We start from the raw sequence: 11,225 nt of genomic DNA, 5'->3' as shown, positions 1-11,225 counted from the left end.
CCTACTCGCTTTTTTCAAGCAGTACGTCCGACGAACGGTAAATCATGAGTCTATAGCGGACTGATCGAACCAGATAAATCAAACAGAATAGAGCAGGATTTAATCCTGATAGACGACGTTGGCGACTAATAAACCATCTTTTGGGCGATAGCCTATTCACGACCAGCCATAGAGACTTGGCCCGTTTTGCCTGATTGCCATGAGCGTAAGGGCGAAACTCCAGGCTGGCGTCCCGAGGGGCAGGCAGTGCGGGCGATCCGTGCATGGACGTTATCAACGATCAAGGAGAGAGTCTCTATGTTCAGTTTGAAACCTCTTGTACTGGCGGTATCTGCTCTGACCAGCTTTTCAGCCATGGCAGCATTCGATTCGGCCACACTAACTCAGGAAGGCAATAACAACGAAATAATCCTCAACCAAAGCGCCGGAACCTACAACACGGCGACGCAGACGCAAACCGGCGATGACAATCAGGCTATTGCCGAACAGACAAACAGTAACAACAGCACGATAGAGCAGGTTCAAGCTGGCAACGCCAACCTAAGCCGAGCAACTCAGGCCTATGCCGAAGGGAGCAGCATCACCACTGACCAGAACGGCAGTAACAACACGGTACTGGCAGGACAGGATGACGTTTCAACCAGTACGATTACCGTCACTCAAGGCGGTGATGCCCACACGGTAGCTGTCCAGCAGATCGGTACGACCGACTCTACCGTTACGGTCTATCAGGAGGGCACTGGACATACCGCATCCATTACCCAGGCGGGCTCAAACAATCTGGCTGAAGCCTATACCTACGGCAGCAATAACACGGTGAATGCCAGTCAGCAAGGCGCCTTCATGGGCGGTCAATACGGCTCGGATCTAACGATGTTTTTTGGGCAGAGCGGTGATTCGAACGTGGTGAATGCCAGCCAGCAGGGATTCGATAATGAACTCTGGACCGGCCAGTATGATGCGAATAACACCATAATGGTTGAGCAGTCCGGCTTTGGTAACGGTCTTCGACTCGCTCAAGATGAAAACAATAACGTCATGACCAGCGAGCAGGCTGGAAGGAACAATACGCAGGCCATGACTCAGTCCGGCAACAACAACGAATTGAATATCAGCCAGGACGGTATGGACCAGCGCGCAACCTTGATCAGCCAGGGAGACAACAACGAAGTCAACATCACCCAGAACGGTACGATTGGAGGGGTAGATATCACGCAGACAGGGAATGACAACCTCGTTAGTACCACCCAGAGCGGAGACTTCCTGCTCTCTACCATCACCCAGACCGGCGATGTAAACCAAATTCAGCTCAACCAGACCAACGCCTGGAGCCAGGCCTATATCCAGCAAACAGGAACAGGCAACTCCGCAACGGTTAGCCAGTAATCGTAACGTCCAGGCGGCTGGCCAATCGGGGGCAGCCGCTTTCCATTTCATAATTCACCGTCCATCTGCTCGTAACGGTCCTTACATAACCTTTACCTTCCTCCTCTTTTTCTTTACAGCGCTTCTTTGTTTTATTGAATGGCCGGCTTTTCATACAGCCGGGCTCCCGAGGAGGAGACGTTCATGATTCGCCAGTTACCCAAGATTGCGCTTTTGGTAGGTTGCCTCGCTGCGGCTGGCCAGGCTTCCGCTCACGGTGGGCACGGCCCAGGACCTGCCATTTTCGGGGCCGTGGTCGGGGCAGTCGTTGGCGGAGCGATTGTGGCTAACTCACGTGCAGCTGAAGCGCCTGTCTACGTACAGGCGGCTCCACCGCCGCCCCCGCCACAGGTGGTTTACTACCCGGCGCAGCCTGTCTATTACGAGACCCAGGTTGTACGCGTAGCTCCTGCTCCGCCGCCACATTATTACTATGGCCCGCCACCTGGCTATTACGGCCCCCCGCCGCGCTGGTAGCTGAAAGAAGCCTCGCTTGATGCGAGGCTTCTTTTTATGAGGCCAAGGCGCTGCTGATCCACAGCCGTTGCAATGACGCACAGGCGCTAAAGGTTCGAATGCTGAGCCTTAGCCTTCACTCATTGAACCCTCTCCGCAGACTCACGTACCACCGACCGCACATGGCTGATCACAAAACGACTTTCCGGGAGAGCTGGAATACGCGTGATATCGATCGAAAGATCCTGCGGGGGCACGTCATAACGCATCCACTGCGTAAGCGCCTTGACTGCCACCTTTAGCAGCTCGATCGTAATCCACTCACCGGGGCAGCGATGGTTCTGATGATGGTTGCCACCGCCTTGAGTGACAAAACCGAACGGGTTTTCATCCCAAGTCAGAAACCGTTCAGGATCAAATCGCTCAGGGTCCTTCCAGATTCTCGCATCGTGATTGATGCCATAGAGATCCAGCAGAACGCGAGTTCCCTTGGTAAAGGGATAGCCTTTCCATTCGAAGTTCTTGCGAACACGCGCCACTGTAAAGGGAAAGAACGAAAAGACGCGCCGCACTTCTTGTACAAAGGGTTCCAGCATGCTCGGCTCGTCGCGCAGCCGTTGTTGCCACTCGGGGTGCTTGTTCAGGGCCCAGGCAGCAAAGACTACAAAGCGTGCAACCGCTACGGTAGGCCTCAGCACATTGAGAATTTCGACCGCAGCCGTTTTAGGGTCAAGCCGGTTGCCATCACTGTCCTTATGGTGGCTGAAGACGTACAAGGCCGTTTGCGGAGCTGGATTCAACGCACCCTGACGCACCTGCGTGACGAGATCTGCAATCCAGGCTTCAGCTTCTTTGCGAGCCTTTCGGCCATTGAGGTGCCGAAGCCCTATCCCACCCGCGCCATCAATCAGAGCGGTGAGCTGCGAACGGCGCTTGGCTACGTCGCCCTCGGGCAGCGGCACGCCGGACCACTCACAAACGACCCGGCAGAGCTGAAACTGGGCTGCATAGAGCAGGATAACTTCGTGATTACCGGTCCAGGCGGAAATGTCTCGCTGCCATTGCTCGGCGTACCGGGCCGTCAGTCGTTGGATATTGTCGGGCGTCATCAATGACATGAACATCTGCTTGCGCACGCGGTGTGCCTGCCCGTCCAGCCCTTGAATGGAGCCAAAGCCAAACAGGGTCTTTTTCAACATACGGGGGGCGGCTGCTTCCCGCATGAAAAGCGACTCGTCGTAAAATAGCCTGGCCCCCTCCTCCCCGGACAGACAGATAGTGTTCTGCATGAGCAGGCGCGCCTGAAAGACATCGCTCTGGTAACGACGGCAGCGCTCAGGGATGTAGCGGTATCCCTCCTTGAGCAAGGTGATAGAGCTGTCCAGATGAGGGTCTTTAGGGATCGCTGACATAAACGACGGCACTCCAATTGATCGACTTGCACATTGTCGTAACGCTCTGCCGATGGGCAGACGAACGCACGCGTGATGCCTTAATCGACCCTGCAGACACGCCAAAGGTGCTGTATGTAGCGACCAGCCGTCAGACTAGCGAAAGCTGCGGCTTAGAAAAGGGGACCCTTTCAAACCAAACCGCCAGGGCACATCGCGCGCCTTGGTGATACCGATCCGTGGTCCTGAAATCGTCTCAAAAGGCGCTGTCGGTGCGGCCAATTCGAGGCCTGGCGACTCCAGTACAAGCCCGTCGTGCTCTCCGGTAATTCCCAGAGCCTGACACACACGCCCCGGGCCTGCACATAGCAGGCGTAGCGTATCGAGTCCGCGGCGCTCACGCATGATGTCAATTCCTTCCAGGGGCTCCAATGCGCGGATCAGCACACCCGCACCATGCCCCGTGTCGCAGCAGACGATGTTCAGGCACCAGTGGATGCCATAGGAGCGATAGACATAGAGATGGCCTGGCGGACCAAACATGGTGGCGTTACGCCGCGTAAGCCCGGAAAAGCTATGGGAGGCTGGGTCTTCGCGATCATAGGCCTCGGTCTCAACGATCCGCCCGCCTACACCATTAACGGTAAAAACCCAGCCAATTAGTTGATGCGCCACTTCATGGGCAGGAGATGCAAAATCAATCGGTAAAGTCATGGTCATATTGCCTATACAGTCATAGAGACACATGACACTCCTGAGGACCTCAGGTGCCGTTAAATGATCATTCCAGATTGAACGTGTGCAACCTTATCGGCCGATCTTGATGTTGCTTTAACAGATATTTTCTAAAGATCTGGTAGGAATTTTTAATATCTGACATGCCTCACAAAAACCATATGATCCAAAAATAGCCCACGTCTGATAACAATCATGAACAACTTAGTGCCCACTCCCGCGAATGAGTCCGAGCGGATTGCAGAAATTCGGCAGCTATGCCTGATCAATCCGGAGCCGGATCGCGCTTTCGACAAGATCGTTGCGCTGGCTGCTGAGTTGTTTCAGGTCCCGATTGCCCTGATCTCGATTATCGATACTCACCGGCAATGGTTCAGTGCGAGCGTCGGGCTTACCATCAGCGAAACGCCGCGTGAGCACTCTTTCTGTAGCCATGCCATTTTGAGCGATGAGCTTTTCATGGTCAGCGATGCTACTCAGGACCATCGCTTCAAGGACAACCCGCTGGTTACGGGGGAGCCTCACATCCGCTTTTACGCAGGTGCTCCCCTGCTGACTCAACAGGGCCTTGGGCTGGGCAGTTTGTATATTATTGACACGAAGCCAAGGCCCGCTCTGGATAAGCATCAGGTAAAGCTGCTGAACCAGCTCGCCGAGCTGGTCATGGCGCGTGTAGAAACACTGCGCAACCTCAACTTCATTGGCCTACCGACCGGCCTGTTCAATCGTCCTCGCCTGGAAAGGGATGTCTCGAGCTTTTTCTCGGACCAGGATCTTCCGATCACGCTGGTGGCAGTCGATGTCATTGCGCCTCGTATCCTCAACGACATCGTCAAAGCGTTGGGCTATACGTTTTCAGAACGGCTCATGCTTCTGATCAGGGACCGCCTACAGGCTGTTGTACCCAAGGATCTTGCACTTTACAGGATCAGTCCTACACGCATTGCGTTTATGTTGGCGGACATCGAAACGGAGGCAGCTGAAACGCTTTACAGGCACATCCTCGAGTCCTTTGAGGCGCCGCTGGTTTGCGACACCATTCCCATCCAGACGCAGATAGGTCTGGGCATTCTGGTCCTTAACAAGGAAAAGGCACGCTCGACGGACTGGATACGTTCGCTCGTCAGCGCAGCAGACGATGCACGGGAAAACAATGCTGGCTGGGAGATGTACAGCCCGCGCCGCGACCATGCGCAGCAGCGCGCCTTTCGCCTGCTGAGCGCACTGACGATAGCGCTTCAGGCGGACGATCAGCTCAGGCTCTACTTCCAGCCTAAAATCCAGCTGGCTACCAGTGAGTGTACGTCTGTGGAAGCCTTGCTCCGCTGGCGCCATCCTACACTGGGCGATATCAGCCCAGGCGAATTCATACCGCTGGCTGAAAAGACCTTCCTGATTCGCTCAGTCAGCCTGTGGGTCCTCAAGGCTGCGGTCAAACAGGCGAAGGCATGGCAACAACAGGGGTTGAACCTGACGGTGGCCATCAACGTATCCGCGGCCGATCTGGACGATGAGGTATTTACCGATACGCTGACTGCCCTGCTCAGGGAATATGATCTGCCGGCGCAGCGGCTGGAGGTGGAGTTTACCGAGGGCGCCCTGATCCGGCAGACCGAAGTTGTGCAGCGCCAACTGGAGCGCATCCATGATCTTGGGATCGTCATCGCTATCGATGACTTTGGTACGGGCTACAGCAACTGGTCGTATCTGCGAGATATTCCGGCGTCTGTGGTCAAGCTTGACCAGTCCTTCATCCGCAATACGCTTCGGCAGGAAAAGGACAAACGCATCGTCAAGGCCATGATCAAACTGGCCAAGGAGATGGACTACCGGGTAGTGGCTGAAGGCATCGAGACCGAGGAGATCTACAAGCTGATGCGAAACTGGGGATGCGATGAAGGCCAGGGCTACCTCATGGCTCGCCCCATGCCGGCCCTTGCCCTGCTTGAATGGCTCGAGAGTAAACCGCTTCGCTATTAAAGCTCCTCCTGAGTCCTACCGAACAACAAAGCCGTCTAGCAGTTCTCAGCCTCATGAGGCGTTGGTCTTATCAATGGGATAAACCCTTACTTTTTCTGTCACATCATGAACCGATAGGAAAAAGTATTATTTATGGAATCCGGTAGATCCTCCCTCAGCGCCTTGAGCCCTGGTGAACTGGCCCAACTGGTATTGGCCAATACCTCTGACTATGCCGTGGTCGTATCCGACCTATCGGGGACCATCGTGGACTGGAACCCCAGCGCGGAAAAGGTCCTGGGCTGGACGGCAGCCGAAGCCATTGGCCAGCCGGTATCTATTTTCTTTACCCCTGAAGACTGCGCGCAGGACCGGCCCAACATCGAGATGTCGGAAGCCGCCCGCTGTGGCTGCGCCAAGGACGAGCGGTGGCATATCAAGCACGACGGCACACGCTTCTGGGCCAGCGGTGAGATGAGTGCGCTGCGCAGGGATGGCGTGCTGATGGGCTACTCCAAGATCCTGCGTGATCGTACACCCGAGCGTCTTGCTGCAGAGCGCCTTCGACTGGCTCAACAGGTAGGAGAGATCGGAACGTTCGAATTGCACCCGGCTCAAGGACGCATAACCGTGTCTCGGGAGATGTGCCAGCTTTGGGGGCTGCCTGAGCAGGAGAGCTTTCAGATCGAGGAGTTGATTGCACTCATCCACCCTGAAGATCGCGCACGTGTTATCACCAACAGTCATGAGTTTTTAGAGGGTGCGTTGGATTACGTCGAGTATCGTATCCGCAGGCCTGACAATGGAGAGGAACGCTGGATGGCTCGTCGAGGCGAGCCTATCTTGGTCAATACTCGTGAAGGCATGCGTTATTTTGGCGTGTGCTACGACATCACCGATCGCAAACGGGCTGAACAGGCACGGTTGGAAAGCGATGCTCGCTTGCGCAACCTTACCCAGGAGATGCAGGAAGGCTTTTTCGTCGCAGAGCCCATCCTAGACATAACAGGCCATATGGTTGATTTTCGTTTTATCGAGGTCAACCCAGCCTTCAGCCAGCTGACAGGACTTCCGCCCGAGCAGGTGCAAGGCCGGACCCTCCGCGAAGCACTACCTCATATCGATGACACGCTGATAGAGAGTTATGCACGCTTCATACGTCATAACGATCCCGTACATTTTGAACTGCAGCTGCAGGCGTTGGAAGGTCGTTGGTTCGAGTCCTGGTTAAGGCGTCTGGACCCTACCCGCTTTGTTGTGCTCTTTCTGGATGTCACCGCACGCAAGCAAGCTGAAGCCGCCTTGTCGGAAAGCGAAGCACGCTTCAAGGCCATCACGAACTCCATTGACCAGATGGTCTGGGCCAGTCGCCCGGATGGTCATCATTACTACTTCAACGAGCGCTGGTACGAATTCACCGGATCGGTGCCAGAACATACCGATGGTGACAAGTGGATTGAGATGGTTCACCCCGATGATCGGGAGACCACTTGGGCGTCTTGGCAGCAATGCCTCACAAGTGGTGAGCCCTACCGTACAGAGTTTCGGCTTCGCCATCGCTCCGGCCAATACCGCTGGGTGCTCGGGCGGGCTCAGCCGGTACGTAATGAGCGTGGTGCGGTCGAGGGCTGGTTTGGTACATCGACCGATATTCAGGACATCATCGATGCTCGCGAGGTCCTTTCCCGTTCACGGGAGGAGCTTGAAAAGCAGATTGAGCTACGCACGCGCGAGCGTGATCGAATCTGGCGTTTAAGTAACGACCTGATGAAGGTCTGCCAACTGGATGGCCGACTCACTTCGGTGAACGAGGCCTGGTACGAGACGCTAGGCTGGTCGGAAAACGATCTGCTTGGCAGAAACTATCTTGAATTCATTCATCCTGATGATGTTGAACGCGTCACGCATGGGCTCAGCATCATCGATCAGGAACGGCGGGCCCGTTCCTACGAGGTACGCCTGCTCCATCAGAATGGCAACTACAGGTTGACCTCCTGGACAGCCGTACCCGAGGAAGGATTGATCTATTCGGTTGGTCGGGATATTACCGAGCAGCGCCAGCTTGAGGATCAACTTCGTCAATCCCAGAAAATGGAAGCTGTCGGCCAGCTCACCGGCGGTATCGCCCATGACTTCAACAATCTGCTGACGGGCATTATCGGCTCGCTGGACCTGATGCAGCGCCGTTATGAGTCGGGGCGCGCCCAAGATCTGGAACGCTATATGAGCGCTGCCGTCACGTCGGCGCAGCGTGCAGCCGCCCTCACCCAACGCCTTCTGGCTTTTTCGCGGCGCCAGGCCTTGGATCTCAAACCGGTCAACCTGAACACCCTGGTTGCGTCGATGGAGGAGCTGCTCAGACGCACCATTGGTGAAAAGATAGCCCTCGATACAACGCTTGCAGCAGGATTATGGCCGGCGCTTACCGATACGAATCAGCTGGAAAGCGCGCTGCTTAATCTTGTGATCAATGCCCGTGATGCCATGCCGGAGGGCGGAACGATCACTATTGCCACCTCCTCGGCGCACTTTGATGAGCACACTGACGATCCACACCTGACATTGGCGCCAGGTGACTATGTCGTGCTGTGTGTAAACGATACCGGGACGGGCATGAGTCCAGAGGTTATCGAGCGCGCCTTTGATCCGTTTTTCACCACCAAACCCATCGGTCAGGGTACCGGCCTTGGCTTGTCCATGATTTATGGCTACGCCAAACAATCCAAGGGACAGGTCCGTATCTTCTCCACACAGGGCAAAGGTACAAGCGTCAGGCTATATCTACCTCGATACCGTGGCGCGCTGGATGAGCACGCGATCAATACCGAAAGACAATTGCTTAAAGGCTCCGGAGAGACTGTATTGGTGGTGGAGGACGAAACCATTGTCCGCTCGCTGATCGTCGAAGTGCTCGATGAGCTGGGCTATAGCTCGCTTGAGGCGGTCGATGCGCAGCAGGCGATTCCTCTGCTACAAAATGGTCAACAGATCGATCTGATGATCTCCGACGTGGGGCTGCCGGGAATGAACGGCCGCCAGCTGGCCGATGTAGCCAGAACCCTGCGACCGGAGCTGAAGATCCTCTTTGCGACAGGCTATGCCGAAGGCGCCCAGGTCGAAGGCTACCTGGGCGAAAACATGGAGATCATTACCAAGCCGTTCAATGTGGATGCCTTGGCCAGCAAGATTCAAGAGATGATCAAGGCTCAAGATTGATGCGCGTCAAGAGACTAAGAATCATGCCCCTCTCCCGAAGGGCATGACTCATATCACGAGGCGCCTGAATAAGCCCGTATAAGGCAAGATTGTCAGGGTTGTGCTCCACAAACGCATTCAACGACCCTGTATCAATAGGCCATTACGCCTTGCTGGCGATCGGCTTTTGCGCTTTTAGTGTCCAAAAGCAGGCAAATACCTTTAAAATCCGTCGCTTCGCTCAATGGCCGTACGTGAAAAACGAACCTTTAGCGGGACAGACTGATCCTGTACGGCGTGTATTCAACTCGCGTGAAGGGAACGCACGAACCCCGTCTTTGCCAACATCGCCCCGCTTCCTTATAAGTTGATCTTGCCATGACCCAAGCTACAAACCCCTTTCTGAACTGGCTGATGCGCTCCAGTCTGGTGATGCAGATTCTCATCGGACTGATCGCCGGCATCGTGCTTGCGCTCGTTGCGCCCTCTGCGGCCCAGGCCACAGGTTTCATCGGCTCCGTGTTCGTCACAGCCCTGAAAGCGGTTGCGCCGATCCTGGTATTTGTTCTGGTAGCGTCCTCCATTGCCAATCACAAGCAGGGACAACCTACCCATATCAAACCCATCCTGTGGTTATATGTAATCGGGACGCTGTCTGCATCGATAATTGCTGTACTAGCCAGCTTTCTCTTCCCATCGACCTTGACGCTGGTCGCCCATACCAGCGATATCAGCCCGCCGGAAGGGATCAGCAGCGTATTGCAAACATTGCTGCTGAGCATCGTCGATAACCCGGTCAACGCGCTTATCAATGCTAATTTCATGGGCATTCTGGCCTGGGCCATTGGCCTGGGCATTGCCTTCCGTCATGCCAGCGAGACGACCCGTACCGTGTTCACTGATCTGGCGGATGGCGTTTCGAGTATTGTCCGCTTCGTGATTCGCTTTGCGCCGCTCGGTATTTTCGGTCTTGTATCCTCGACCCTGGCAACGTCCGGGTTTGATGCCCTGGCGGGTTACCTGCATCTTTTGGTCGTATTGATTGGTTGCATGCTGCTGGTGGCCTTTGTGGTTAACCCGCTCATCGTGTACTGGAAAACACGACGCAACCCCTACCCCCTTGTCCTGACCTGCCTGCGTGAGAGTGGTATCACAGCGTTCTTCACCCGTAGCTCGGCTGCAAACGTACCGGTCAACCTGGGCTTGTGCGAACGGCTGGGCCTGCATGAGGACACCTATTCGGTTTCGATTCCGCTAGGCGCCACGATTAATATGGCTGGCGCAGCCATTACCATTACTGTGCTAACACTGGCTGCAGTCGAAACACTGGGTATTTCCGTTGATATTCCGACGGCTCTTCTGCTCAGCATAGTGGCCGCGGTTTGTGCCTGCGGTGCGTCAGGCGTCGCGGGCGGTTCGCTGCTGCTGATCCCACTGGCCTGCAGCCTGTTCGGGATTCCCAGTGAAATCGCCATGCAAGTGGTAGCGGTAGGCTTCATTATCGGTGTGGTTCAGGACTCGGCAGAAACCGCCCTGAACTCTTCCACCGACGTGATCTTTACGGCAGCGGCCTGTCAGGCCAAGGAAGCCTGATAGTTAGGCAGCGGAAAGAAACCTCCCTTTCCGCTGCCCTACTCCCTACAGTCAAGCAGGCTCCACTGTAATCTTTGGCGTGCCGTTCTGGGTCTGCACCTTGACCCTTCCAGGGGTGTATTCGACGAGGTGGCCCCCGTCAAAGATAAAGGAATAATCCGAGCGATCGGCTGACATGCTGAGCAACCGGTCCCTGTAAACAAGGACGGTCAGCGACCCTTCCTTCTGTACATGATCCGGTTTACCCATCGAGCCTACGAGTTGCTGCTCGGTCATGTACCGCTCAATCTGAACATCCTGAGCGGTCTGGTCATTCTTGTTCCCATGGGTACACGCTGCCAGGAGCGCCAGGGAAAGCATCACGATTGTCTTGCGCATGAATCTTCATCCTTTTCCGGCCCGGCAGCACTCACGGCTGCACGCCATGCCGAACCCTGATTGACATCGCTACGCTCAAGGCCCGGTCATCCT

At 55.4% G+C, this 11,225-nt stretch carries 8 protein-coding genes; 5 read left to right on the top strand and 3 right to left on the bottom strand.

All coding sequences use genetic code 11. The annotated features are described in order from the left end of the window. Positions 1–297 precede the first annotated feature (297 nt). Both PLU01S_RS20900 and PLU01S_RS20895 read left to right on the top strand, forming a co-directional pair. Positions 298–1,386 carry a hypothetical protein gene (locus PLU01S_RS20900; protein WP_074823651.1) on the top strand — a complete coding sequence of 363 codons (1,089 nt, stop codon included), beginning with the start codon at positions 298–300 and terminating at the stop codon, positions 1,384–1,386. Between the two features lie 183 nt (positions 1,387–1,569). Continuing rightward, the gene (locus PLU01S_RS20895) at positions 1,570–1,902 is read left to right on the top strand and encodes a hypothetical protein (protein WP_010795044.1); all 333 of its coding nucleotides are present in this window, start codon (positions 1,570–1,572) and stop codon (positions 1,900–1,902) included. A gap of 119 nt (positions 1,903–2,021) precedes the next feature. Here PLU01S_RS20895 and PLU01S_RS20890 read toward each other — a convergent pair whose 3' ends face one another. Beyond that, on the bottom strand, positions 2,022–3,293 hold the full coding sequence (locus PLU01S_RS20890; RefSeq protein ID WP_074823648.1) for a cytochrome P450: 1,272 nt from the start codon (positions 3,291–3,293) through the stop codon (positions 2,022–2,024). 135 nt (positions 3,294–3,428) lie between these two features. Then, positions 3,429–3,986, bottom strand: coding sequence for a DNA-3-methyladenine glycosylase (locus tag PLU01S_RS20885; RefSeq protein WP_233432125.1), 558 nt, complete (start codon positions 3,984–3,986; stop codon positions 3,429–3,431). Between the two features lie 216 nt (positions 3,987–4,202). Between PLU01S_RS20885 and PLU01S_RS20880 the strand changes: the two genes are divergently transcribed. The 3 genes from PLU01S_RS20880 to sstT all read left to right on the top strand — a co-directional run bounded on the left by PLU01S_RS20880 (position 4,203) and on the right by sstT (position 10,754). Further along, on the top strand, positions 4,203–5,987 hold the full coding sequence (locus PLU01S_RS20880; RefSeq protein WP_074823640.1) for a sensor domain-containing phosphodiesterase: 1,785 nt from the start codon (positions 4,203–4,205) through the stop codon (positions 5,985–5,987). Between the two features lie 132 nt (positions 5,988–6,119). Beyond that, entirely contained in the window at positions 6,120–9,182 is a 3,063-nt protein-coding gene (locus PLU01S_RS20875) for a PAS domain S-box protein (protein ID WP_074823637.1), read from the top strand. Between the two features lie 357 nt (positions 9,183–9,539). After that, positions 9,540–10,754, top strand: coding sequence for a serine/threonine transporter SstT (gene sstT, locus PLU01S_RS20870; protein ID WP_074823633.1), 1,215 nt, complete (start codon positions 9,540–9,542; stop codon positions 10,752–10,754). Between the two features lie 51 nt (positions 10,755–10,805). Here sstT and PLU01S_RS20865 read toward each other — a convergent pair whose 3' ends face one another. Beyond that, positions 10,806–11,132: a hypothetical protein gene (locus tag PLU01S_RS20865; RefSeq protein WP_010795050.1), complete on the bottom strand. Its 327-nt coding sequence runs from the start codon at positions 11,130–11,132 to the stop codon at positions 10,806–10,808. Positions 11,133–11,225: the final 93 nt, after the last annotated feature.

The organism is Pseudomonas luteola NBRC 103146 (assembly GCF_002091675.1).
GTDB classification, from domain to species: Bacteria; Pseudomonadota; Gammaproteobacteria; order Pseudomonadales; family Pseudomonadaceae; genus Chryseomonas; species Chryseomonas luteola.
This window is presented reverse-complemented; position numbering and strand designations above follow the sequence as displayed.

What these genes read in the sequence shown, in the direction of transcription:
- sstT (WP_074823633.1), top strand. Translation starts at nt 9,540, where the DNA reads ATGACCCAAGCTACAAACCCCTTTCTGAACTGGCTGATGCGCTCCAGT.
- PLU01S_RS20885 (WP_233432125.1), bottom strand. Translation starts at nt 3,986, where the DNA reads ATGACTTTACCGATTGATTTTGCATCTCCTGCCCATGAAGTGGCGCAT.
- PLU01S_RS20895 (WP_010795044.1), top strand. Translation starts at nt 1,570, where the DNA reads ATGATTCGCCAGTTACCCAAGATTGCGCTTTTGGTAGGTTGCCTCGCT.
- PLU01S_RS20875 (WP_074823637.1), top strand. Translation starts at nt 6,120, where the DNA reads ATGGAATCCGGTAGATCCTCCCTCAGCGCCTTGAGCCCTGGTGAACTG.
- PLU01S_RS20890 (WP_074823648.1), bottom strand. Translation starts at nt 3,293, where the DNA reads ATGTCAGCGATCCCTAAAGACCCTCATCTGGACAGCTCTATCACCTTG.
- PLU01S_RS20880 (WP_074823640.1), top strand. Translation starts at nt 4,203, where the DNA reads ATGAACAACTTAGTGCCCACTCCCGCGAATGAGTCCGAGCGGATTGCA.
- PLU01S_RS20865 (WP_010795050.1), bottom strand. Translation starts at nt 11,132, where the DNA reads ATGCGCAAGACAATCGTGATGCTTTCCCTGGCGCTCCTGGCAGCGTGT.
- PLU01S_RS20900 (WP_074823651.1), top strand. Translation starts at nt 298, where the DNA reads ATGTTCAGTTTGAAACCTCTTGTACTGGCGGTATCTGCTCTGACCAGC.